Origin of the sequence: Leucothrix mucor DSM 2157 (assembly GCF_000419525.1) — a bacterium.
Lineage (GTDB): Bacteria > Pseudomonadota > Gammaproteobacteria > Thiotrichales > Thiotrichaceae > Leucothrix > Leucothrix mucor.
Genome location: NZ_ATTE01000002.1, coordinates 1 through 23,500 on the forward strand (window position 1 = coordinate 1; position 23,500 = coordinate 23,500).

A 23,500-nucleotide genomic window follows, 5' to 3' on the forward strand; every position below is an offset into this window, starting at 1 on the left:
GCATTCCGGTATCGGTTGGATTTGGTTCCACCAAAACGCTGGCCAAACTTGCCAACCGAGTCTCCAAAAAAAGGGCTGGATTAAATGGTGTATTTAATCTATCAGATGCCGAAGACCTGGATATGGTGCTGGCGACAGTAGCCGTTGCTGATGTCTGGGGTGTCGGTCAGCGCTGGGCTGAAAGACTTAAACAACAAGGTATTTACACCGCACTAGACCTTAAAAACTGTGATTCAGGTACCATAAAACAACGCTTTAATGTGGTGTTAGCCAGAACCGTTCAGGAGCTTCAAGGTATGTCGTGTATTGAGCTGGAAGAGACTCAGGCAGATCGCCAGCAGGTTCTATGTTCACGTTCCTTTGGCGTGAGAGTCACTGAGTTTCAAGATATGCGAGCCGCTATCACCCACTTCGTATCCCGAGCATCTGAGAAGCTACGCTCTCAGAAGCTGTTAGCCAATGCTATCAGCGTCCATATCAGCACTAGCCCATTTGATGAGCGCCGTGAGTATTATAACAATGCGACCACCAGACAGTTAACGATTGCTAGTGATGATACCCGCGAATTAACCGCGTTAGCGCAACACCTACTAAAGACTATTTACTTACCAGGTCAGAGTTATCAAAGAGCGGGGGTATTGTTAATAGATCTGGTTCCACACCGCTTTCAACAACAAGACCTATTTGAAAAGACCAATCAAAGCCAACATTCTGTTGCCTTAATGAGTACCTTAGACATGATCAATGCGAAAATGGGAAACGGGACCTTGCGATTTGCTGGTGAAGGGTTTGAGGCTGGCTGGCGTATGAAACAAGGACTCCGTTCACCTCGTTATACCACACAATACTCAGAGCTAAAGTCTGTTCGTTAGCTACTTGAGTGTTGAATGGGTTGCCCCATGCTCCAAGCATGAGACAACCCAAAGGGGAATGCACTAAGGGCTTTTCTTAGCGACCAGAGAATAGTAGTCCTGTTTTGAAGTTGTTCCTATGTATTCCGCTTTTATTTAGTGAGCTGATAAGTTTTACAACGAAAAGCAACATGTCTGTTTTTCTGAGACTAGGGACAAGAAGTATCACACTGTTGGTTACACGGGATCCCATCATGATTACCATCCAGCCGTGAGATATTACAGGTCTCCAAGTAAAAACAGGCTTCACGACATGAAGTCATTTGCTTGCAAAAGCGCTTCGAGTCGCAACTAAAGTGCTCTGGTGTAATGGGGTTTTCAGTAAGTACTGATACTGTGCTTTTACTAGTTCTGACGCCTTTTCGCCAATCCGAGGGTGTAATTGGATTAGGTTCAGACCATAAGCCGACCACATCAGACTTTGCCTGAACTTCAGCTTTTGCATACAAGGCTCTGTCATCAGGCGACTGCTCTAATTGATATTTTTTATAATGCCAAGCATACCCTGCGGAAACCATCGATAAGTTAACATCCCTACCCTGATACCAAATAACACCGACCAGTCGGCGGTATCGATCCAGTTTGTTACCGGCTATACACACCTGCTTTTGATTGACCTGTTTTGCAAGGTACTTACCAGCGGCTTTTCCATAAGCTTGCTTACGTTCAGGAGCATCAATACCAGCTAACCGTATCGTATGTGTAGCATTGTCAGAGTCGAGAACTTTAACGGTATCGCCATCAGTCACCTTAATCACTTTCCCAGAAACAGCACATAGCCCTAATGGCTGCGATAGGTTTTCAGCAATACTCATTTCACTGATCAAACCCAGTGACAGCAGAGCAAAAAATATTAATATTTTCATCATATCAGTCCTAAAAACCACTTTTATTATTTTATTTTAACCCATTACGATATATCCGGTTTTAGCAGATTATCTTCCTGTACTATTACTCGCCATCAACGTTCATACACAGCGTAATCCGAACAAGAGATGCCATAAGCGTGAAAATTATTTCAAAAACTGATGCTGATTACACTGCTGTATTAGCGGTGAATCATCTCAAATGTTACTTAAATGGGACTTTAATATCTCACTTAGCAGTACGAAATAAAGCTGAGGCACAAGCGATCATCGACTACTGGTCAACTAGAAAGTGCGCTCTTTATGATGCACAGCGCTTTTATGACCTTAGCCAAGCCCATCCTGAAGTCAAAATGGATGACATGTACTTTTCACCCAGTCGAAGGTCAATTCTTTATCGAGGCTCTGTACTCACGTATGACGTATAGACACTATTAATCGATTTCAGAAGGTATCGGCACTCTAAATATTGACAAGATTACTTATCCGCTGTATATGTCCTTAGGACATATACAGCGGATAAGTAATCTTGTCAGATAAAAAAACATTAGCGGTTGAACTGCAACAAACGATACTCACCGAGCACTCAGAAGCACTAATCAGTCGGTATGAATTTGTAAAGTATCGGGCAGCACTGAAGCGACAAGAGCAGGACACGGCCATTCTGAGAAGTGCGCACATCAACACGTTAATCAAAACATTTATCAATACCGGAATCATCACTCCAGTACAGGACTTGCCCGTCTATAAATTAGTGGGTCACCCAGCTCCCTCGGCACAGCAGGTAATCTGCAAGCTAAATCCATTTTGTTACTTGTCTCACTTAAGTGCGATGGAGTGGCATCACCTGACAGATCGTATCCCTCACTCTCTCCATGTAGTGACCTGCAGTGCGGCACAGTTCAAACAGCTAGCTTCTGAACTAGCTGCGGCCGATTTCCCAAATGATCAGCGCATCCCTTTTGTACCGGTCAAGCCTTATACTATTCAGGAGAAAATTCTGGACCGACAGATTGAGGTACACCAACGCAAGCTGTTTAAGAATCCACTGCCACTAGATGATAGTGGTGGGGTTCGAGTGGCCTCGATTGGCCAAACCTTTTTAGACATGCTGAAGGAGCCCGAGTTTTGTGGCGGTTTCGCGCATGTGCTGAACGTCTTTGAGGATCACGCCGCGCACTATTTATCCATCATTGTTAAAGCCACTGAGCGCGATGGCAAGCCCATTGATAAGGTCCGTATGGGCTATGTACTGGAAGAACACTTAGGTCTCTCTCACCCCAAAATAGAAACATGGAAGACGCTGGCACAGCGTGGAGGCTCCAGAGTATTAGTTGCGGGGCAGCCCTTTAGTGAAACGTATTCCGAAACCTGGAGTCTTTCGATAAACTTGCCCGATGGAATCTAATATCGCCGAATGGGTCAAGGCAGCCCCAGCGGATCGCCGCTTATTCAGGCAGGCTGTTCATCTGATCTTGCATGGTATTGGTGGTGATGAATACCTGCGTATGAACATGATCATGAAAGGCGGTATGTTGCTAGGAATTCGATACCAAAGCTCTCGTTATACAGAAGATATCGATTTCTCAATTGGCCATCAGCTCCAGGACATCAATCAGCAACATTTTTCTGACTTACTCAAAGATGCCTTAGTGGTTGCAGAGGATGAGTTGCCGTATCAAGTCACCTGCCGGCTTCAGTCATTAAAAGTCCAACCCAAACAGGGCGGCACCTTCCCCTCTCTTAAAATGCAAATCGCTTACTCAGACCCCAGAGACCAGCGAAGCATGCAACGTATTGAACGAGGAGACTCGCCCAAAACCGTTAAAATTGATTACAGCTTTAATGAAGCCAGTTATCAAATCGAAGAACTTAGCCTTGCGGGTGAAGAGGTCATTCAAGCTTATGCGTTAGTGGATATTATCGCTGAAAAATTAAGGTCAGTGATTCAACAAGTGGTTAGAAAACGTAACCGGCGACAAGACATCTATGATCTTTGGTATTTGCTAACAACCTGCCCCCCACTATCTGAGGCAGAAAAACAGCAAGTCCTAAATAGCTTTAAACGCAAGTCAGCAGCGCGCTTAGACGCCTCTTTGATTCAAGCCTCCACCTTCAGCAGACCAGATGTAAGAGCCGCCTCACTTGTTGGGTACGAATTACTAAAGGATGAGGTCATGGGCGAGCTACCGAGATTTGATCTGGCCTATAACCATGTATGCGAGTTTTATGAGTCTCTACCTTGGTCATCTTTTGGGTCTTCGAACAGCATTTAAGTATCGATTACCGTCTTATTTTAATCAAATAAAGGCCTATCTTTTAAGTTAAAAGCCAGACTGCTTAAATATATTTCACTATTGTTTCGATCTGGTATTATGTGCATTAATAGATCAATGTATATAGAAAGGCATAGTTTTAATGAAAATTAACTCCCCTGATGACTCTCGATACCAAGCAAACTGGGCTCTTGGTTCTCTGGAAGTATTCTTTAATGGCGAAACTATGGGTAAAACCCATGTTCCTGATCTTAAAGATACTAAAAAAATACTTAACTGTGTTGTGAAAAATAAAGCCACGCTTCAAGATGCCACCTACTTCAATGAGGCCTCTAAGCAGATGATTGGAGTGGATATTCTAGAAATGAGCTTCTCAAAAGATCGCCTAAGTATATTGTATCGAGGAAAATTTTTTGCAGAAGTCTAAACTAGGCTTCATTTGTGATTGAGACCAATATCACTGATCACTCAGAAGCCCATCCACTTTTAAATTGAAACGCTTACCTCTTTTGCCGAGACCAATTAGAACTGGGTCGGCTATCAGTGTACTGCAACAAGTCTACCGGTCTAGTGTGTTCCAGGTTGCGCCAGGACAGCTCAAACTGCACAGAGGAAGCTTTCAGGCCGCCCGAGTCGCCGCAAAGACACTCCCGAACTTGATGTACGGCTTTGCCGCACGTTCGGCAGTTGCGGCCATTCGGGCAGCTCTTACACCATCCTCTGCTGCTTTGACCTGCACTTATGCAACGTCGGCGAGATGCTTTCGTAGTTTCTATAATTTACGTCTGCGCCTCCACTAAAGGTGGCTTTGCCAGTCAAAGACTAAGACTGTTTAACTAGTTCTCAAGAACAACGAATTTATCTTTATTGCTCAAATTCCTGTCATGTTTCCAGGCCATTTATTTCGTAAATTACATGCTTTAGCATTTTTATATATTCAGACGGCATAAGGCATGATATAAAATTAAACAGATAAGAAAATCACTCCTTGGAACTTGATCATGATATCAATAATAAAAAAAACAATAACAGGCTTCTCACTTATGCCCAGCTCCAGCTATGCGGGCCATGCAATCTCGTTGCATCATAGGAATGGGTGGTTTACTAAGCTAAAGGTTGATACTGACCCTCTCCCTTCGGCATCAGACTTGTTTAAGCCGACTAACCAAGTGAATGACATGCAGGATACAGAACATTGCTCCGCTCGTTGGAAAACAGTCTCGATCCATTTAGACGATGATGAGTTTGTCTGCGCCAGCTTAGTGAGTGCATTTAACCAGTTACATCCTGAAGCAAAAATACTTAATATCATCTGGAATAACAAATCTGCGGCTCAATACCGTTGTACTCAGGAGACCTGCACAATTAGTGACATCGTGCGTTTAATTGATGGCAGTGCTTTACACTCTGAAAAGGCGAAAGCCAACTTTCAAGATACTAGTATTGATGAAGGAACAAGAATACTGTGGTCTAAACTACATTTTGCAGGTATAGATCCAACTAAGCTACCTAGCTTTGAGGCTATTGAAAATGGCTGCCTACACTTTCCGTTAAGAAGTACTATCGCAATTTACACTGACTCAAAAACCAGAGTCGCCTACCTAGACTGGGTTATGGCTGTCATTAAGGACTTTAACCAACTGATCAAACACAATCGAGTATCCGCTTAATGACATCCATATCATCCGCTCTACAAACATAATGAAGCAACAGAATTTGAGATTTCTTGAAGCTGCAAATATCGTTATAGGGGTATTAGCTTTTAGCTACTGCTAACTCTGCTTTGTACCTTGGACACTGATAGGTGTTCATTACTAACTCCAGAGTTTTCAACTGTGACAGCTTCAGTGGAGTAGGGTCCTCAGTCTCGCTAACCTCATTCTGAAGGGTTGCATGTTGGCGCCGGATTTTACAATCATCATAGAAGGACTTATTCATTATTTTTATACCTAATTGATTGGGGGTAGACAGCATGGTGGGGAAAATACTGTGGGGATATTATTAAACACTTTGATGAACTATTGTTAATCATTAGACCAGCGGATATTCATTGGCTCTTTGTTCTTTATGATGGCCTAACAACATATTAGAGCCAGTCCACACATACTATGTTTCCTAAAGTCACTACTCCGGCAGAGCTACAAACACTCAGATAGTCACACAACACAGCCGCCTCACAGAGACAGTGTGTTGTCCACAAAATCTGTGGATAAGCGTGTTGATAGCAAAACAACAACCACCGTAGCGTGAGGCAGGCCTACATTTTAACCAAAATGGTTATTAATCAATCAACTAGAGTACAAGCAAAAAAGAAAACCTCATGACTTCATCAGATAACTCTTTTTTACCTTAGGCCGATTCAATCATAACGGTGTCACAGTGACTCATTACTTCCCAACCGAAGCTTTGGTTTTAACACCTCTAGCATAGCTATTAGCTAAGCCTACACCGCCACTCATTGCCGAGTTACTGGCAGATGACACCCCACTCATCGCAGACCCCATAGAGCTCGCCGCCCGACCGCCCATTGAGACCACTAACAGGATCCACAAATAGGTAAAGACCGCATAGCTACTTAGAATCACCAGATCCCAGGCTACGCGGCCCATGGATACCTGACCAACAAAGTAATTCTGATCTGACCATACAGCTTGTAAAACGACCTGATCAAGCCAAGTAACGATGTGCCAGATTCCTGGCAATAAAAACAGCCCAAAAATGGTTACCATTGTCGAGACAATACTACTGGGTTGATAGCGTCCAAATAGAATCAGAAACGGCAAAATAATGACGATAAACATGACCACAACGCCCTGTAAAATCGGCAAGGCAAAACGCACAATTGTTGTGGCGAACTGATTCACAGCATTACCCATGCCGCCCATTAACGCACTCCCCTTTTCAATCGCCCATTGAAAGACACTTCCCTCGCGATTGCCAATCCCTGCATCACCACCGGATGCTGCCAGATTGGTCCGGGTCAGCTGTCCATACAAAGCCTTATCTGTATCAAAAAACAGGGTACTTAACCCTGCTTGTACGCCACTGCCATTAAAGTCTGACTGTAAGCGCGTTTTTAACCCAAACCCAGTCAGGCCACCATTATCCCACCAATCAAAACACCCTAAATCACTGAAGCGCTCGCCTGCCAAATGAGGGGTCAATGGTGGAGCACCACGAGGGATGCAGAGTGATCCAGATCCATTAGGGTCAGTGCTCGGGCAAATAGTATTTTGATAAAAGTAGTTGGTATAAAACTGATTTCCAGCATAGCCCGTCGCAATCTTCCACTCTTCGGATAAGTCTTCACCTGCCGCATCAATCTGACTTTGAATATGCTGAGTTTCACCGGCAACCTGAGTCGCTAACTGAGATCCTGAAATACTCATGGTATACGCATATCGAGCTTGTGCCGGCACCATGCAATGCGCTTTAAAGGATTGATACTCATCCAGCAACACGGGATCCTTCACTGCGATTTGTTGGACCTGATGCATCAACTGCCTAACCGTCACCGCAGTGGGCAGAATTTGCTTTAAGGTATGATTAAACCCATGCGTAAAGACAATCATGCCATACCAGGCCGGAGGGATTTTAACGGTATCTGGTAACGTTGCCGACAGAGCGCTAAAACCAGAACCGCCACCGGCTCCGGTTTCAAGACTCGTACCATTATCATAGGCAAAGTTCGCTTTGCTCACCGGAACCATTGGATTTAAAAACAATGCAATCATTAACAATGATAAATAGATCTGGATTTCCAGCGTAATCAGGCTGTTGACCGGGTTATAGCGATGCCCTTCCCCGTTACCCCGCCCACCAAAGATAGCCAGATATAGAATGAAGAAGTAAGGCACCAACCAAATCCCACTCAGAATCAGGAACCCTACGATTTGATTGTTGGCGTACCACCCGAATAAGTGACCGTAAATGCTAAAGCTGCTCCCCACATCCATGCTCAACTCCCCTATTGTGCTACGCCATACCCCAGCCGTTTGGCTGAGGATGGGTTAGGTATCAAGCGGCTATTACGTAGCTGGTCATCCGAGTATTGATAGATCTTGCCAATGGTCTCGCTCAATAGTGACTGGGAGACTTTGCGTTCAAACATCAGCATCTCGATATCCTTTTCCAGAATTGCGATTTTCTGAGCGATCTCCTGTTGTGCAACTTGGTAGCTGCCAATATGCGGCTCATTGCGCCCGGCAATTAATACCCGACGCGCTTCCAAGGCATAGCCAATCACATTACTGATTGCAATATCCTCAGCAATTCGACGAATTAAAGCGCCTTCTATTTTTGAGCTTCTGAGGATGTTAAATAAGTCCCGAGGAATCACACTATTACCTGACTCCCCCATAATCTGCGTAACCTGCTCAGCAGTAGGCATACCACTCAAAGCCGACAAGGTTCGTAACTTCTGCTGAATAGTCTGCGACTCTTTGCGTACTTTGCCGGTTAACCCTAAAGCCGGAGTCGACACATCTTGCTCCAGAAACTGACGCGTTAGCAGAACATCCTCTCCACCAAGGCCTGAATCTCCGTCATCACTGCCTTGGGTTAACGTGCCAGCGGTTCGCTGCATCACATTGTTATTAATGTCTGGTCTAAACTCCCCAACGACCTCCGCAATCCATTGACCAGCCTCCTCTGGAGTGTCCCAAATCGACAGCATAGGATCCGTCCCTGTTACCGCTAACTTATTGGTCACAGGTTTACCCAACAGCATGTTAAATCCGGCTTTGGCCGTATCAGCGATTGGCCTGATCGGTGGCTGGCTATCACCACCGGCAAACTCACCACCCAACCATCTAAGCCCCTCCTTTCCGGAGAAACGACGTACCTCGTCCACGACCTTTTCTAAATCCTGTTCACCGCGTGCTGCTGCAGTATTCATGGCGGTCACTAAATGGTTCGCTTTAGCAGCCTGAAACCAGCCTTCCAAATGATCACGGGATTTGGCCACCTGCTGCTCCATATCCTCCAGATACTTAACCGCCACCTTCGATTTTTCTTCAGCCCGCGTGGTGTAATTTTCATGTAACTGACAAGCCAACGGGTTCGCCCTGCAAAAAATATACCCTGGCAAAGCGGAAATTGACGCCGTGATCTCGGTACCAATTCCAACCAGCTTCGACTCCACTTCATTTTGAATGTTGTTTAGGGTTTGCTTGATTGAGTACACCGGATCAAACACCCCACTACCAAACATCATTGCAAAGTCACGGCGCAGCATCAGGTTCGTCGGCACGTCCACTCCACCGACTTCCCGAATCCCTGTTCCGCTGCCGATGCTGTAAAAGAACTGAGTCATATCATAAGGTGGTAACACCGGCTCTTCGGCATAACTGCTGGTACTTAGCAGGCATAAAGTCGCCGCCGCTAATTGTGGGTATCGCATCCGTTTAATCATCTGTCGTTCTCCGTTATGGGTAAATTCGCCAGCCACGACCCGGCTTGCAACACTCATATTCTTTCCAATAGTTCCAGGCAAACTCACCAGACTCCGTTTGCTTATTCGCCGCCCACTCACCTTCTGCCCCAAACGCCTCACAATGGCTAGCCGGAGTCGGTGAAATCATTTGCCACACAGGACTTTTTTCCGAGACACCTTCAACAACAAACGGGCTATAAATGTGTGGTCGCTGATGACGCTGAGTCACCAGATCAATCGCTCGCTGCGCAATGACCGCTGCCGCTTTAGGAGCTTGGTTTTGCATCACAAAGCCAATCCGTGGATACACACTGCCCCAGGTTTTAAGCAGATTGGTACCAATCTCCCGAAGCCCAGGCACCAACGATTCCATACTCGTATTTAATGCCGCACTGCGCCAAGCAAGGGCGTCCAGCTCACTCATGAAATATGGCTTAAGCGGCGTAACCGCACTGGGGCAGAGATAAGGAGACCCTGATAGTGATGGCACCTGATACTTGTAGACGTTTCGAATGACCTCAATGACCGGGGTACCAACCACATTGCTTTCATTAAAGGTAAGCCCTTGCTTGATCCCTCGGCCATTGTTGAACTGCACCGAACCGCCGGATGCTGTGTCACCCAATGCGGCTTGCATTGCAGGGGAATTCAAAACCGCTAATGCCGCCACACTGGCTGTGTTTCGAATTTCGGTAAATGGTGTTTTTCCTGGCTGTTGAAAAGCGGTCACTATCAAGTCCGGTAAGCGATGCTCAATGCGGTCACGCAGCTGTGTTTTAATCTTGCAGCCAAATAGATTGCAGCTGATGTAGGCATACACACATTGACTGGTAATTCGATAGTTAAGACATGAACGTCCATCTGATGCGACCCGCAAAACATCCGTGGTATTAAACGTCTCCGCGACGGCCGGCAAGGCGATCAACCATCCCCCAACAGCCATCAACACGGCGTGCTTAAGGCTTCTTCTGATCCCACAGTTAGCGGCCATTTAGGGGAACCTCAATCGAGCATAGTCATCAACCTTAGGAAACACCTGACCACGAAGCAATATGGCGGGCAGCATTGCCGGTGCAATGCCGTATTGCGTGGCATAAGCTTGATCTTGTGCGGCACGGTTTAACGCTGCCAGATACTCCGCATCCATAATGCTAGCGAGTACATTAGCCAGATCCGCTGAGGAGTGTTGCTGATGATGAGCCACTACCTGTTGGCCAATCGCCTCCTCAGATAACTGACTAAGATCACCATCAGAAAGCCCCTCCAAGACCTTGTCCAAGCTGGGTTGCAACACCTGTGTTACTGCCTCATTAACCTTCTGCTCCAAGTTTTCTCTGGCATCCAAGTAATAAAACACCAAGGTATCGCCGTCCTCTCTTGCCTGATCTAAATTACGAATAGATGACGCTTGCCCAGTTGTTAGAAAGATCTCTACATTCTCAGAGAACACTGAACTACTAATTAGTAGTAGGAAAATACCGATTAATCGTTGCATGACTAACCTCCATGCCGCTGACGTTTTTGATTGATTTCAGTGGCAATATGCCTTGCCGCCGCTAGCTCATCGATGCCTAGCTCGTTCATGATGTGACGACGATGTGCTTTTTCATCCGGTTCAGTTTGTGCCAACGCCAGCGCAAGTGCCGGAGGGACATTACGAAATAGCGTCATCAGTTTCTTAGACATCACGACGCCTTCGGTGTACTTCCCAACCTCCTTACGCGTCGATTTTAATAAGCCCTGCTGCTCATCGGAGAGCTCTTTAAAACGCGTAATTTGGGCCACTTCGTCCTCATCTGTGTTCAGACAAATCCAAAACTCCGGCTGGTTTAATAACTCCCGTGCCGACTCCGGAAACTGTGCCAAATTCTGCGTAGCCAACCACAGCCATCCACCAAAGGTTCGCCACATGGAAGTAATCGAATTCAGGTATGGCCCAATCAATGGATTCTTCACCAAGATGTGGCCCTCATCGATGACCGTGATGGTGTGTCTGCCGCTAAATTGATTGTCTTCAACCACATTGTTGATTTTCGCCATCAGTCCCGCCATAGCAATGGCCAACTTATCCTCGTAGCCCTTTCTGGCAAACAGACCTAACTCGACGATGGTGACATCAGCATCTTCCCAAGGCTCTCCGGATCGATTAAACACCTGTCCCTCAAAGCCAATGGTATACATTTCAATAATCGCAGCCCGGTTACTTAATGAATCTCGCTGAGACTGATTGTAATTCTCCTGATCCTGAGCCAGTTCTCGCATCGCAATCACAATATCCTCAGTCAAAGCCTGATCTCGTCCAGCATCAACCACTGTCTTGGCAGCCAATAGGATCGCTTGCTTGATTAAGGCCTTGTCCTCTTTTCGCAGACGTCTCTCTTCATCAGGGTCCCCGCCGGTGATCATCAAGCGAGCCGATATCTCTGCTTCACCCAAAATATCCCGCTCATTAACCAGAAGGCCTGCCTCTTCGTTGGTTATTAGTTTGGTGATGTCACTAAACGGGGGTAATGAGGGTGGCGTGGACAAATTGATTTGTACTTTATTAACACTCAATCCTTGGGACTCGTAGTAGTCAGCTAACAAATAAAATGTCGGTAGTGCTGTGATCAAAAACAAGCGTGGTTTATGAACTGCCATGGTTTGCAACAATAAGCTCACCAGTGTGGCAGTCTTACCAGAACCGGTTGGCCCCAGCATCAACAAGTGAGCATTCTTTTCTCTATCTGCGCCCAAGGGGTCAAACTGCACCGGCTCCCCATCTCTTGAAAAGAACAACATACCAGGGTGCGGAGTCCCCCGACCTCTGCAAAATAAAGGCAATAACCGAGAAGCATGACTATCCCAGGAGAGACGCGCACGCTTTTGCACACGGCGATCCAGTTCGGGGCGAAATGCCATCGGTAAACAACGGGCAAAAGTATCCAGAGTCTGTAAGTCATACTCTGGGTTAATCACTTCAAAGTTGGCGGCATTCGCCGCAGCAATGGTTTTTGAGGTTAAGTCATTTAAGGCAGGAATCGTTTCTGCATCAATGTAGAGTCCCGATAACCAGGTGATTAAGCGATTGCCTTTAGCCATCCACTGCAACGCTTCGGTACACTCCGTTGACGTTAGCATGGCATCCTGACTATCTCCAATCGACGCATTGATAATGCTCTGTAATCTCCCCTCTACCGCATCCTGTGGTTCAATGACTAATGTCGTGGACAAAATGGCTCCGTCCGGCATCCGATCAAACGGGGCACCACCACCGGTACTCTCAATATTCCAGAGGCCAGCACGTGGTATTCCCCGATACGGTTGCAAGGTAATAAATCGGTTTACCCGTTGACCAAAGTGCCAGCATTGATTGGCCGCATCTGCCGTTACCTGATTGCCTCGAAAACACATCTCGGCTAAATCAAAACCTGGCCCCAGCTCACCGTTAGCTTCCGCCTCTTCTGGGTATTCAAACTGATCCAGGAAATTATATGCGTTGTCTCGCTCACCCGAATACCAAGGCATCAACCACTCATAGACCGCTTTTCCATGCATCCTTGAGCTTTTAATTCCCGCCTCATTCAAGCCTTCAACTAACCGCAAAGCCTGACCATTTAAAGCCTCCGGACTGACCTCACGAGACTGCTTATAGATCACCAGACGAACCCTTCGGTACTTAGCTCGCCAATTCAGTCCAGACTTCTGATCTTTGAACACTCCATTTCGGCGTGAGGCCAATCGAAAGTGCTCATCCAATACTCGTAGCCATTCACGCTGGAAAGGAAACCCTTCTGTTTTCGATTGCGCATATTGAGAGACGTTATGAATCAACGCCTTGATCGGCTCATCATTAATATAGATCTGAATAATCCACGCCGGATTACTCGACGGAATATTTTCAAATGCGATACTTACCTTATTGGCAATCTCCTCAATAATTGCTTGCTCACGCCCTTCAATATCCGCTGGTACCAGATTTAAAAATACAGCCCTGCGACCATCAGGTGTGACCATTTGCTGATGCTCCGGATCAAACCGCTGAAACGGAGCAAATGGCATAAAAGAATCCACCGGAAGTGGACCACCTTGAATGATTGGTTGTTCTATTTTAGAACGCTCAACAGGAACCGGACCTAATCGTGGGTACACACCCACTATCCGCTTTAACCACGTCGACCATCCCGAGGGAGGGCTCACCCGACGGACTCGTGAGTACACCGTATGTTCTGAGGATTGCTGCATCTTAGATACTTCCGATTACTTGACAAGGTGATAGTGGGCGATTACCAGGCCGCATTCATTTCTCCCGGCAGAGCATATTGATTACGGTCATATAACGGAAAGCAGCTGGTGTAACCCGGCACGGTTGCCTGCTCATTGGAGAGGTGCGGATAGACATACATACACATATCAGGGTTCGGCAGCCGTGGAAATATCCCGTTCAGCTCTTTTTGCTGAGAACGCGTATAGTCAACGTAATTAGTCAAACCGTTAGCAGGCGGCGCATTGACGGTCACTTTACGATATTCGGCCACCGGCGCAACACTGCTTTGATTGGCATGCGTTCTTAGAATATCTTTCATCGTTTGACCTTGCGGCATACTTGCCTGAGCAGGTTTCGGGCGTGGTGAAGACTCATCCGGAGCCTGAACGATAGTACAACCGCCCATTAGAATACTAGTCAGTAAAACTGTGTAGATTGTTTGTTGGCGCATATACAACTCTCCTTTGTAATGATGTTTGGTCAAGCTCTAAAGTGATTTCCATGTGTACCGCCACACGCTGGCCGCTCGGCACAACAACCGCATCCCAAATATCAAACTCTTGCTTTTGAAGGTGTTCAACAATGCGGTTGGTGCCATTAGATAGCGCCACACCTGCAATGTATTTCTCGGTATCACCAGTCACGCTGGATGAGGTAGACCCCGTGCTGGATAGATTGGTGGTCGTTTGTGACGCGGCAAAAGCATTGGCAGCACCCGCGACTAATCCAGTTAGAAATGATCGTTGAAGCTGCTGCTTGGCATTGGTGTAGTAGGTTCCCTGTATGCAGGGGTTGCCATAAGGGTCGGTCAGATAACCAATCACCGTATCTCGTCCACTGTTGCCACTAGGAAACGTAATCCCACGTCCATCTTCGAAAATATAAGTTGCCCGCTTTAGCTTCGTTCTAACGCACTTAAGCATCGAGTCACCGTAGACAATACCGGACATAATCATGCCTTTGAGGTTAGGAATCTCAAAACCGTTGGCCGCCAGATTTTCACTACCAATGATGACTTTAAAAGGAGCCGGATCTGAGATATCCCCATCGCGCGGGATACGACCAATCAGGTGCGTTACGGTAAGAGCATCATTTAAGATAGAATCCGCAAACACGGTATAGCGCGGATCGATCACCACAGATTTTTTGCGCTCTGAGTCCGAAGATGACACTCTCTCGGACTCTGGTTGTGGCACTGAAGTGACAGGCTTCAGGCTATCAAGGTACCCTGAATCCAACTCTCCTTTCTCATTTAGAGGCAGGTTTATACTGCGAACTCTGGAAGTACTGCCATCATCTACCGGTACCACTGGCTCTGGCTCCACGGCATCAGAGTGAATTTCATAATCAGCGGTATCAGTGTTTGATGAAGTCCCTCTTAAAGACTCCATCTCAGTCTTGATGTCACTAACCAGACTGGATCGCAGCGAGTCGATGTCAAACGATGGGGCAGGCTGCTGCTGTAATTGTGTGATGGTGCCGGATTGCATTGTAATTTGCTGTTCCAGCAACTGGTTACGTTCTGTCAGTTGCTGAACCACTTTTGCCAGTTGATCGATTTGTTGCTGGCTTTGACTAGCGCCCTCCTGATAACCCTTAAACTGCGAACGGATATCTGCGCTGTCTCTGGCGATATTACTCAGTGTATGTTCTGCAGTATCCGCATCAAGCTGCACCTGAGTTACCGGCGCTTTTTTACCAAAATCAAAGAAGGATAAGGTCGAGTCTGGCTCAGCCGTTTGTAAGCTCTCATCATTAGCGGCCAAGGCGACGATGCCTCCTACAATCAAAAAGACCAGCAACACCAACACGCTAACCAGTTTATTCTGCTTCATACTTAGCGCCCTACCCGAATCATGGGATGGCTTTGAACTGCGACCTTAAACGGCTGCTCCGAGATCAGAAACAAGGTGGTATTATCCCCTCGGGAACCTGCTGCGCTTAAGGCATTACGATGAAATAAGGCCGCTTTCCACACTCCCCTAATCTCCCGTGGATCCAACCTCAAGGGTTGGCGACTACGGTTGGATATCTCAACGGCAGTGACGTACAAGCCGCCTGCCCGCCAAGCGACCGCAGTGCGAGCATGGTAAGCATTGCCTGGCAATAAGTGCTGAACCGTTTGCTGTCCCGTGGGTACTTTGATAATACCAGTGCCTTTATCACGCAACCGCTCAGGTGCATAAACCTCTTTGGCAGCAAACTTCAGCAAGGAGGCATATCCTGCAATCGGAGACCGACTCCTTTTCTGTGCCCGGTCAACCGGTGTGTTACGTGGCATCGCAGGCTTAGCCGCCACAGCACCGTAGGGGTCAACACCATCTTTAATAACAATGCGAGTATTATTGGATCTGGCATTGCTGGACACCACATCCAATAAATAGACTTTGCCACTTCCCTCTTCTCCTAAAGTAATCCGGATTCGCTTGAATGCCGCTTTGGCCGTCCAATACACGTTGTTACCGACAATCTGGGTCTTTAGCTTATCTTTCACAAAGTTCGGAATATCCGCCCAGACCAGCTTGGCTCCCGGAAAGGTAATGCGCTGCTCCGCATGAGTGCTGAGTGACACGGCGATAGGGTCGCCTTTCCAAACGTACTGCTTTGGCGGTGTTTCTGAATGAGCAGTCCAACTGATGCACAGTAGAGTCAGCCCTATAAGTAGGTGTTTAAACATTATTTTGTCTCCAGAGTTAATGGTTCAGGCTCCGCTGCATAGCCACCTAATACCAAGCCCCAAGGGTTGCGGTTTCGATCTACCTCGCGGCGGGTCACTATCATTGGATAGCGCAAAAACAATCGTTTCACTACTTCACCCCGATAGGTTTCCTGTAGCTCCATATCCAATGCCACGACCCAATCGGTGGCTAGTCCGTTAGACCGGCGACTGATGCTGACCCGGTCATAATCCCAGCTCACCAGTAACGGCTGTAATGCCCGTTCCCGGTTATTCAATTCACCCGCCTTTGCTCGGCGCTCAAAGTCCCTCAATAAAAACGCCTTGTATTGCGGGGTAAAAAAGTCACTGTATTGTTCTATGTTGTCCCGATAATCCTTTGCACCATTGAGGTTCCAGCGTTGTAAGGATTGGAAAATCCGGCTGGCAAAATCGTAGACGGCTGTTTTTGGAATTTCATCCGGCACTAATGAGGCACCCAAGGACAGATCTGGTGGAATCGCGATACGAATGTCCTGACGTACATTATTGATGGTGTGTACCTGATACATAATGACCATAATTAAGGTGAATATAATGGTCCCGAACACTCGGATTAAAGCGGTTTGGTTCTCACTGTGGTCATCAAAAAGATTCATCGGCTAACCTTAAAGCTGGTGGTTTTATGGATAAAAGGAGCCACTTTGAACCCCAACCTTTCTACTTTGATGTAGCCTGCGTGGGTCAGATAATGATTTGGACGCTCACGCTTAATCGCTGCGATCATTAGCACTCCGACAATCAATACGCACACTGTAGTCATCATGCCGAAGGCAATCCCTACAAAAAAAGATTGGAAGATCAATCCCATCACTAGTACCCCAAACAAGCCCAGCGGGATTGCCATGGCAATAATCAAGTACAGCTCTGGAGCCGTCACTCCTCTGATAATGGCGGGATCACGATCAATCCGATTGGGGACCAGTGATGGAATCGAAGGCTTCATTTAGAAGTTATCGTTCAGAATCGCCAGACCCTGAGTCAGTAGATACATCACAAACACCGTGGCCAAAATTGCGATAAAGAACATCAACAAAACACTGCCTAAGGTGGCACCAGGCTTTCCTTGTCGCCAATCATTAATGGATCCTATAATCCAGAAGCTGGCGATCACGAAGGCAATAGCACCGGATCCGAAAATGATGTACTGCGCATATTTTTTGAAAAAACTAGCCGTGTTTGTCGCAATCTCTCCACCATCAGTACCCACGGTGGGTAAAGCCCCTGCGGCAGCCTGCACCTCCGTCCCTAATAAGAAAGTACTGGCGAGGATGGTGAGCAGTAAGCCAAGTAACGACAATGGGCTAAATGACTGAAAAACCAGTCCTTGGTTTTTTTGGGTCGGGTTTATCATAGACACTCCTAGTTTGAGATAAACGTGATAAAAATACTGGCTAGTGCCAGTGAACGAACGATGTAGATCAGGGATGAGGTCACCGAAAATTGATGCTCTCGTAAGCCACTCACTACAAAGAGAACTTGCCAACTTAGCCAAACCAGAATGATCACGATCAAGGCATATACCAGCCCTCGTCGGATGGCTGACGCCTGGATACCTACTGCGGCTTCAAACGAGGCCATCACGGTACTCAGTGATGGCGTATTGATTGGTTTGTACGACGTACCTGACGTACTTGCGGGCGTTGATGAAACACTTTCAGGTAATCCGGATAAAGCCAGAGCGCCATAGCCAGACTCCTCCAGAAACCCGGAGATTCTTCGGATATACGTTACCGTCTCCTCAAAGGGTGGCACACCACCGTAACGCTGCACTCTGCCAGGCCCTGCGTTATAGGCCGCCAAAGCCAGAACGACATTGCCATCATTGGTTGCCAACTGCTGCGCCAAATAACGTGTTCCACCCATAATGTTCTGACGAGGGTCTAAACGATCACTAACCCCCATATCACTTGCCGTATCCGGCATTAGCTGCATTAAACCTTGAGCCCCAACAGCAGACTGCGCATTGGGATCAAATTGAGACTCTTGTCGAATCACCGACCGAATCAAACGCGAATCCACTCCATAGGCTTGCGAAGCTTCAGCAATAAAATCATCAAACTGATCATTGGCAACCGCTATCCCTTGCCACGCAAGTAGCAATAGCAACAACCCCATTGGTCCACAACGCAGCATCAATACTCACCAGATCCTGAAGGAAAGCGTCTTGGTCTTTCGCCAGCACCGGCGATGGCAATACGAATGGCATCAACAACTGCACTTAAGTCACTGGCAATAAAATTAAAATCAACTCGTCGATTAGTACCACTTTCAGACTCCATTGCTTCTAGGCGCAAGCAGTCATCATGTAGGCGGTTTAGTTCCTGAATCAGTAACAGCAAGAAACGGCTTTCCGTGCGCTTACCCGCATAACCGTATTGAACAAATAAAGCACGTGGCAGAAACGAGCCTTGCTCAGCCCCCTGCAATGCAGCTCTTAGCCCTTGCTTTACGGTCACCAGATCTGCACGTAGATCCTGATACTCAAAGCGGAACCGTTCCTGACGATCTGCATTACGCTGCGCCTCATCTATGATCGTAAAGCTGGCCGTTAAATCATCTAGGATAGACTCCAGCGAGACCGGATAATCCGCAGCTGCAGCCGGCATCAGCAATACCCATAGCACTAGGCACTTTAGTCTGAACATCATGATCACCTTATAAATACTTCTTGAACTTCAAACTGCTAAGCCAGACGGTTAGGCCAAAGCAGATTGCAAATGGCAGGATTACCCAATTCGGATGAATCGAAAACGGACTGGCCAGATAAATTACAAACGGCAAAATAAACATGGGCTTGATTAGCACCACTGCACGATTCCAAAAATAGGATGACTCTCTGTCTCCGCCGAATCGACGCAGATCCCGTTGTGATAAGCCGTCGATTAAACCAATCACCCCGAACACCAAAAAGACCGGGAATGAAAACACAATCACCACAAGGCGAACCGCAAATAAGTAAACCATGTTAGTTGTCGCTTCTAGGTATTGCTGATATCCGATGCCGACAGAAATGCCCTGTAAGACATCACTACCGGACCACACGAACAACGCCTTATAGAACTGCTTGGCAAAGCCAACCGCTGCAGCAGCAGGCTGACCTACTACCCGCCCAAAGTCCTGATTCAACCAACCCAGTTCAAGACTTAACATCTGTGATGAATGCAAAGCACCGGATAAATCCCAGTAACGAAAAAAGATCCCACCCCACTCAATCGCCACATTGAATATCAAGGCGAAGATCAGCCATGCGGCGACATTCAGCACACGGTCAATACTCTTGGCGAGGATACCCTGAGGTTTATGCACTGTGCTCTGTTGTGTGGCATAAGCTGCTTGGTTCATACGTATCCCTTGCCCGCTTCGCTGCGTTTAAACCAATCCTCAGGTGTGGTACTCAGGTAACGCTCTTTCATATCTTCCGCAATGGATTCCAGTGCATCAGGCAAGCTGTCATCGGTATGCGAGAATGGAATTCTGACCTTAAACAGGTTTCCTTCGGTAAATAAGAAGGCCTGCCCTTTAGGTAAGGCAATTAGCTCACTAGGGCTCAATAACGGCACATTCTCAGTCGTTATCCTGTCCTCATTCGTGGACGTGAAGTGCGTCTCTGTATCAACTTCTGAGCTGTCTCTGGCACTGGTGACCGTGGTTAACTGAGCGACCTGAACTTGTGGCAACTGCTCTGTTAGAAACTCAGCGGTCTCCTTATTCTTAACCCGCAATACCAACAAATTATTGAAGTTTCCGGCAATCTGTCTGGCCTTATCAGCATTGCCAATCCCCACCGTTAAGTCCGCACTGGTTTGGGTATAGGCGGTGATTTGCAAACCTGCACCACCGCCTTTGTTGGCCAGAGGAATAAACTGGTCACCCAGTAATTCTGCAAACTCATCTGCATGCAGACAAATACGACGGATTTTTGAATTGCCTTTATAAATTCCGCCTAAGGTAGCGGTCAGGTCACTGAACATTGAAGCACCCACAGCACCTCCGACCACCGAATCACTCAAACAGTCCAAGCCCACATAAACCACAGCTTCCTGCTCAATGACTGACTTCCAGTCAAAGATTTCACGAGGGTCATCCAAGTCCAGATAATCAGGGGTTAACAACTCACTAGTCCGCCCCGTATTTAACTGCTCCAGCAAGGGCGTCATATTGGATACAATCTTATCGTAATAGCTTTTATCGGCCCGAAACGATGAGAGTAAACCATCAAAAATTGGATCTGATAACTCCTCATTCTTATACAATTGCATTACCGCAATGGCTTCATTGTCCCGCCCACGAATCGCGGGAGGCAGCTGGTTATGGTTCACTGCCGCAGCGAGTGTCGCCAGCTTTTCAGAATAATCCTCAACCCGCTGACCTTTAAAGAAGGCATGACCGAACTCCACGAATAACTCATCCATGGATAAAATGTGCCGGTTGATACTCTGATAATCTGGAATGTATCCCAGGAACACCAACGCCTGCGCCACAATATTCACATACCGCCAACCAAACATCTTAAAGGCGGCAGAACTGCCCTCACCTGAGGCCCGGTCTGTAATCCTTGTTGGAACTTCAGTGATCCGACTAAAATTACCAATCGGGTTATAGCGGGCAGAGATGTCTGGATACCCCAAATGAAATACATAGCACTTTCGCTTAGCATCACATGCAGCCTGAAACGTGCTACGCATCAGATCAGCATCACCTTTCGGATCAAACACAATGGTGACATCACCACGCGCGATATCCTGCTTGATCAGAACCTCTGCGGTTCGAGTTTTACCAACCCGAGTGGTTCCTAAAACCAAGGTATGCCCGTTGCGCTCACCAAGATTCAACGTGACATTACTCTCACCTTCATACATGCCAACCGCATGAATCTCAGGATGCCCACCAATACTTGGTACCGGACGAAATGGATTAAAGCGACTATTGGCCGACAACGGCGCTAACAATCGACTGATGCAAAGGTTGTGCTCAAAGCGCAATTCACAGGCCCGTACAAACCGATAGCTTCGGGACTGCTCGGTATATCGTCGTCCCCCGTATAATGAGATATCGCGCATTCTCTGGACATGCCTTTGCTGCCACTCAAAGCCCTTACCCACGAACAACACCTTATTAGAGACCGGTATCTCCTTATTACTCATTTCATAGTAAGGCAGGGCTCTAAGGTTCTTCTTATAACGTACGATTCGCCATCCCTGACGGGCACGGATGACTAGTAGGATACTCAACAATAGCAATGTCAGATTCGCTACCGACGGCGTCATAAAGATAATCCCTGGAGCCCAGTACAGGAACACCATGAACAAGCCTGTAACCAGTACCGTATTAAATTCAATAGCCGGACGCAGCAAGGCCTCTATTTGATAAACCTTACTCATCAGCCGTTGCCCGAATTCGGGTGTGCCCATTCATTGGGCCAACCTCAGACTGCAGAGTCACTGATCGGTAGCGGGTAACACCTGCCTGTGATTGAAAGACCTGAGGACTACGCGCAGAGGTTGTTTTTAACCTAGCAGATTGGCGAACCGGTTGGCTTGATGATCGCTGTTCTAGTGACGGACGCTGGCCATCGGTTGCCCGATTTACCGGCGTTTGTGACACCAATAAGGCAGCAAGGTCACGAATCTTTGGGACTGGAGACACTGACGGTTTCGTTGTAACTGCCAAGCCCAATCTGGACTGTTTGTATTCTTTATAGAAACGCTTTACGCGTCTAACGTAATGCTGCGTTTCCCGATAAGGAGGTATCCCCTTATAGCGATCCACTTTACCTTCGCCTGCATTGTAGGCCGCTAATGCAAATTCGATATTCCCCTTATAGCGTTTCAGTAGCCACTTAATATAGCGAGTACCACCGCGGATATTCTGATCAGCAGAATACACATTGGTCACGCCAAAACGTTTGGCTGTAGCCGGAATCATTTGCATCAAGCCCTGAGCATTTGCCGTTGATACTGCTCTTAATTTGAAGTTTGACTCTTGACGAATCATCGCTTTGATCAATGAAAAATCCACACCATAGTGACGCGCATGTTTTTCAATTAAGTGGTCATAACGACTGGAATCTGCAAAAGCAGACTGTCCACAAAACAAGGCACATAGCATCAAAAATCGCATGCTCATCGCTCAACCATATAAGGTAACTTAGTGATACCCCGACTCAGGGATAAACCATTATCAAGATTAAGCGTTATCTGTTTACTGCTCACTCTTGCGGGTGAGATGTTCATTGACACGGCCCACTTTTTAATCGTCTTCGCCGTTGCACCGACAAAGTAAATATTGACGGTGACACCTGCCTCAATGAGTGCCGAGAGCTTGGGCTCACAGACCTTGCAAGGCAGCTTTAAAAAGAAATCAACGGTCTGAGTACTCTTCGCCTCACCGTAGCCACCGGCAGGTGCCGGGCCTTGACGGTACAATGGTATATCTCCGAACAGCTGTGATTGCGCTGCCTGATAAGCTGCTTCAAATGCCAGCTCCTGTTCAACTCGCTGGCGCTCGATCTTTACCAGCTTACGGGCATAATACTCTCGCTCTGATACCGTCTTTGCATGAATGCCTAACACGGTAATTGGATCCAAGTCAGGACTCCATAGTCCGCGCGGGCCTTGCATGAGGGTTTGGTAGTCCATCCAGTCTTTGGGTAATAAGTCCCAACTTTTAGCCTGACTGATTGCTGCCTGACTTAGAGTAGATTCACTAAACTGAGTGGTATCCGGCACTTTCTCCTTGGCCGTTAACAACACTGGATTAGCGAACAACGGCATTAGTAAAACACCGGCTAATATGGCATATCGGCGGCGCATCAGTAAGCTCGCTTTGGCATGCAATACACCACTTTGGAGTTAGGCCTGGATAAGTCTCTAATGATATAGCGACATAGTGCTTTTGATGGTGTGGCAACCTTAATAGCAGAGCGCTGCCTGCTTGCGTATTTTGGTTTGGGTGGCAATCTGTTCGCTAGGACAGCGCGAACGGGTACCGCCGTCGTGCTTGCCTTGGCGACGGCCAACACAGGCCTTAGTCGCTCGTTCTCAACTTG

General features: G+C 47.2%; 23 protein-coding genes. 5 read left to right on the forward strand and 18 right to left on the reverse strand.

Annotated elements, in window-relative coordinates; genetic code table 11:
• The coding region (locus tag LEUMU_RS0123455; protein WP_026745068.1) for a DinB/UmuC family translesion DNA polymerase at positions 1–872 on the forward strand (872 nt) is incomplete at its 5' end.
• 188 nt (positions 873–1,060) lie between these two features.
• Here LEUMU_RS0123455 and LEUMU_RS27540 read toward each other — a convergent pair.
• Entirely contained in the window at positions 1,061–1,777 is a 717-nt protein-coding gene (locus LEUMU_RS27540) for a thermonuclease family protein (RefSeq protein ID WP_022954740.1), read from the reverse strand.
• Between the two features lie 529 nt (positions 1,778–2,306).
• On the opposite strand from LEUMU_RS27540, the gene LEUMU_RS0123465 reads away from it, so the two are divergent.
• The 4 genes from LEUMU_RS0123465 to LEUMU_RS0123480 all read left to right on the forward strand — a co-directional run bounded on the left by LEUMU_RS0123465 (position 2,307) and on the right by LEUMU_RS0123480 (position 5,723).
• Positions 2,307–3,185, forward strand: coding sequence for a type IV toxin-antitoxin system AbiEi family antitoxin domain-containing protein (locus tag LEUMU_RS0123465; RefSeq protein ID WP_022954741.1), 879 nt, complete (start codon positions 2,307–2,309; stop codon positions 3,183–3,185).
• Positions 3,175–4,053 (forward strand): nucleotidyl transferase AbiEii/AbiGii toxin family protein, encoded by an 879-nt coding sequence (locus tag LEUMU_RS0123470; RefSeq protein ID WP_022954742.1) that lies wholly within the window; start codon positions 3,175–3,177, stop codon positions 4,051–4,053. Before LEUMU_RS0123465 ends, LEUMU_RS0123470 begins: the two co-directional genes overlap by 11 nt.
• Before the next feature lie 142 nt (positions 4,054–4,195).
• Complete coding sequence (locus LEUMU_RS0123475) at positions 4,196–4,480, forward strand: hypothetical protein (RefSeq protein ID WP_022954743.1); 285 nt, start codon at positions 4,196–4,198, stop codon at positions 4,478–4,480.
• A gap of 751 nt (positions 4,481–5,231) precedes the next feature.
• Positions 5,232–5,723 (forward strand): hypothetical protein, encoded by a 492-nt coding sequence (locus LEUMU_RS0123480; RefSeq protein WP_157474553.1) that lies wholly within the window; start codon positions 5,232–5,234, stop codon positions 5,721–5,723.
• Between the two features lie 717 nt (positions 5,724–6,440).
• On the opposite strand, the gene LEUMU_RS0123490 is transcribed toward LEUMU_RS0123480, so the two are convergent.
• The 17 genes from LEUMU_RS0123490 to LEUMU_RS27570 are packed head-to-tail and all read right to left on the reverse strand — an operon-like array spanning position 6,441 to position 23,264.
• Entirely contained in the window at positions 6,441–8,009 is a 1,569-nt protein-coding gene (locus LEUMU_RS0123490; RefSeq protein WP_022954746.1) for a conjugal transfer protein TraG N-terminal domain-containing protein, read from the reverse strand.
• Positions 8,010–8,020: 11 nt separating this feature from the next.
• On the reverse strand, positions 8,021–9,523 hold the full coding sequence (locus LEUMU_RS0123495) for a hypothetical protein (protein ID WP_157474556.1): 1,503 nt from the start codon (positions 9,521–9,523) through the stop codon (positions 8,021–8,023).
• On the reverse strand, positions 9,480–10,478 hold the full coding sequence (locus LEUMU_RS0123500; RefSeq protein WP_022954748.1) for a TIGR03756 family integrating conjugative element protein: 999 nt from the start codon (positions 10,476–10,478) through the stop codon (positions 9,480–9,482). Before LEUMU_RS0123500 ends, LEUMU_RS0123495 begins: the two co-directional genes overlap by 44 nt.
• A complete protein-coding gene (locus LEUMU_RS0123505; RefSeq protein ID WP_022954749.1) occupies positions 10,479–10,982 on the reverse strand; it encodes a hypothetical protein in 504 nt (167 codons plus the stop codon).
• A 2-nt stretch (positions 10,983–10,984) separates the two neighbouring features.
• Entirely contained in the window at positions 10,985–13,711 is a 2,727-nt protein-coding gene (locus LEUMU_RS27545; protein WP_084708225.1) for a conjugative transfer ATPase, read from the reverse strand.
• A 41-nt stretch (positions 13,712–13,752) separates the two neighbouring features.
• Positions 13,753–14,184: a TIGR03751 family conjugal transfer lipoprotein gene (locus LEUMU_RS0123515; RefSeq protein WP_022954751.1), complete on the reverse strand. Its 432-nt coding sequence runs from the start codon at positions 14,182–14,184 to the stop codon at positions 13,753–13,755.
• Positions 14,147–15,568 (reverse strand): TIGR03752 family integrating conjugative element protein, encoded by a 1,422-nt coding sequence (locus tag LEUMU_RS28435; RefSeq protein ID WP_022954752.1) that lies wholly within the window; start codon positions 15,566–15,568, stop codon positions 14,147–14,149. The genes LEUMU_RS0123515 and LEUMU_RS28435 overlap by 38 nt, the downstream gene beginning before the upstream one ends.
• 2 nt (positions 15,569–15,570) lie before the next feature.
• Entirely contained in the window at positions 15,571–16,410 is an 840-nt protein-coding gene (locus tag LEUMU_RS0123525) for a TIGR03749 family integrating conjugative element protein (protein ID WP_022954753.1), read from the reverse strand.
• A complete protein-coding gene (locus LEUMU_RS27555; RefSeq protein ID WP_022954754.1) occupies positions 16,410–17,048 on the reverse strand; it encodes a PFL_4703 family integrating conjugative element protein in 639 nt (212 codons plus the stop codon). Before LEUMU_RS27555 ends, LEUMU_RS0123525 begins: the two co-directional genes overlap by 1 nt.
• Positions 17,045–17,395, reverse strand: a complete 351-nt coding sequence (locus tag LEUMU_RS0123535; protein WP_022954755.1) for a DUF3487 family protein — start codon at positions 17,393–17,395, stop codon at positions 17,045–17,047. Before LEUMU_RS0123535 ends, LEUMU_RS27555 begins: the two co-directional genes overlap by 4 nt.
• Entirely contained in the window at positions 17,396–17,803 is a 408-nt protein-coding gene (locus LEUMU_RS0123540) for a hypothetical protein (protein ID WP_022954756.1), read from the reverse strand.
• A gap of 8 nt (positions 17,804–17,811) precedes the next feature.
• Positions 17,812–18,585 carry a lytic transglycosylase domain-containing protein gene (locus LEUMU_RS29370; protein WP_022954757.1) on the reverse strand — a complete coding sequence of 258 codons (774 nt, stop codon included), beginning with the start codon at positions 18,583–18,585 and terminating at the stop codon, positions 17,812–17,814.
• Positions 18,585–19,100, reverse strand: a complete 516-nt coding sequence (locus LEUMU_RS0123550) for an RAQPRD family integrative conjugative element protein (protein ID WP_084708226.1) — start codon at positions 19,098–19,100, stop codon at positions 18,585–18,587. Before LEUMU_RS0123550 ends, LEUMU_RS29370 begins: the two co-directional genes overlap by 1 nt.
• 7 nt (positions 19,101–19,107) lie before the next feature.
• On the reverse strand, positions 19,108–19,794 hold the full coding sequence (locus tag LEUMU_RS0123555; protein ID WP_022954759.1) for an IncC plasmid conjugative DNA transfer DtrJ family protein: 687 nt from the start codon (positions 19,792–19,794) through the stop codon (positions 19,108–19,110).
• Entirely contained in the window at positions 19,791–21,833 is a 2,043-nt protein-coding gene (gene traD / locus LEUMU_RS0123560) for a type IV conjugative transfer system coupling protein TraD (protein ID WP_022954760.1), read from the reverse strand. The genes LEUMU_RS0123555 and traD overlap by 4 nt, the downstream gene beginning before the upstream one ends.
• The gene (locus tag LEUMU_RS28445) at positions 21,826–22,578 is read right to left on the reverse strand and encodes a lytic transglycosylase domain-containing protein (protein WP_022954761.1); all 753 of its coding nucleotides are present in this window, start codon (positions 22,576–22,578) and stop codon (positions 21,826–21,828) included. Before LEUMU_RS28445 ends, traD begins: the two co-directional genes overlap by 8 nt.
• Positions 22,575–23,264, reverse strand: a complete 690-nt coding sequence (locus LEUMU_RS27570; protein WP_022954762.1) for a TIGR03759 family integrating conjugative element protein — start codon at positions 23,262–23,264, stop codon at positions 22,575–22,577. Before LEUMU_RS27570 ends, LEUMU_RS28445 begins: the two co-directional genes overlap by 4 nt.
• Positions 23,265–23,500 lie beyond the last annotated feature (236 nt).

What these genes read in the sequence shown, in the direction of transcription:
- LEUMU_RS0123555 (WP_022954759.1), bottom strand. Translation starts at nt 19,794, where the DNA reads ATGAACCAAGCAGCTTATGCCACACAACAGAGCACAGTGCATAAACCT.
- LEUMU_RS27540 (WP_022954740.1), bottom strand. Translation starts at nt 1,777, where the DNA reads ATGAAAATATTAATATTTTTTGCTCTGCTGTCACTGGGTTTGATCAGT.
- LEUMU_RS0123470 (WP_022954742.1), top strand. Translation starts at nt 3,175, where the DNA reads ATGGAATCTAATATCGCCGAATGGGTCAAGGCAGCCCCAGCGGATCGC.
- LEUMU_RS0123525 (WP_022954753.1), bottom strand. Translation starts at nt 16,410, where the DNA reads ATGTTTAAACACCTACTTATAGGGCTGACTCTACTGTGCATCAGTTGG.
- LEUMU_RS27555 (WP_022954754.1), bottom strand. Translation starts at nt 17,048, where the DNA reads ATGAATCTTTTTGATGACCACAGTGAGAACCAAACCGCTTTAATCCGA.
- LEUMU_RS29370 (WP_022954757.1), bottom strand. Translation starts at nt 18,585, where the DNA reads ATGCTGCGTTGTGGACCAATGGGGTTGTTGCTATTGCTACTTGCGTGG.
- LEUMU_RS0123495 (WP_157474556.1), bottom strand. Translation starts at nt 9,523, where the DNA reads ATGAGTGTTGCAAGCCGGGTCGTGGCTGGCGAATTTACCCATAACGGA.
- LEUMU_RS0123515 (WP_022954751.1), bottom strand. Translation starts at nt 14,184, where the DNA reads ATGCGCCAACAAACAATCTACACAGTTTTACTGACTAGTATTCTAATG.
- LEUMU_RS0123535 (WP_022954755.1), bottom strand. Translation starts at nt 17,395, where the DNA reads ATGAAGCCTTCGATTCCATCACTGGTCCCCAATCGGATTGATCGTGAT.
- LEUMU_RS0123475 (WP_022954743.1), top strand. Translation starts at nt 4,196, where the DNA reads ATGAAAATTAACTCCCCTGATGACTCTCGATACCAAGCAAACTGGGCT.
- LEUMU_RS0123490 (WP_022954746.1), bottom strand. Translation starts at nt 8,009, where the DNA reads ATGGATGTGGGGAGCAGCTTTAGCATTTACGGTCACTTATTCGGGTGG.
- LEUMU_RS27545 (WP_084708225.1), bottom strand. Translation starts at nt 13,711, where the DNA reads ATGCAGCAATCCTCAGAACATACGGTGTACTCACGAGTCCGTCGGGTG.
- LEUMU_RS0123540 (WP_022954756.1), bottom strand. Translation starts at nt 17,803, where the DNA reads ATGATAAACCCGACCCAAAAAAACCAAGGACTGGTTTTTCAGTCATTT.
- LEUMU_RS28445 (WP_022954761.1), bottom strand. Translation starts at nt 22,578, where the DNA reads ATGAGCATGCGATTTTTGATGCTATGTGCCTTGTTTTGTGGACAGTCT.
- LEUMU_RS28435 (WP_022954752.1), bottom strand. Translation starts at nt 15,568, where the DNA reads ATGAAGCAGAATAAACTGGTTAGCGTGTTGGTGTTGCTGGTCTTTTTG.
- LEUMU_RS0123550 (WP_084708226.1), bottom strand. Translation starts at nt 19,100, where the DNA reads ATGATGTTCAGACTAAAGTGCCTAGTGCTATGGGTATTGCTGATGCCG.
- LEUMU_RS0123505 (WP_022954749.1), bottom strand. Translation starts at nt 10,982, where the DNA reads ATGCAACGATTAATCGGTATTTTCCTACTACTAATTAGTAGTTCAGTG.
- traD (WP_022954760.1), bottom strand. Translation starts at nt 21,833, where the DNA reads ATGAGTAAGGTTTATCAAATAGAGGCCTTGCTGCGTCCGGCTATTGAA.
- LEUMU_RS0123500 (WP_022954748.1), bottom strand. Translation starts at nt 10,478, where the DNA reads ATGGCCGCTAACTGTGGGATCAGAAGAAGCCTTAAGCACGCCGTGTTG.
- LEUMU_RS27570 (WP_022954762.1), bottom strand. Translation starts at nt 23,264, where the DNA reads ATGCGCCGCCGATATGCCATATTAGCCGGTGTTTTACTAATGCCGTTG.
- LEUMU_RS0123480 (WP_157474553.1), top strand. Translation starts at nt 5,232, where the DNA reads ATGCAGGATACAGAACATTGCTCCGCTCGTTGGAAAACAGTCTCGATC.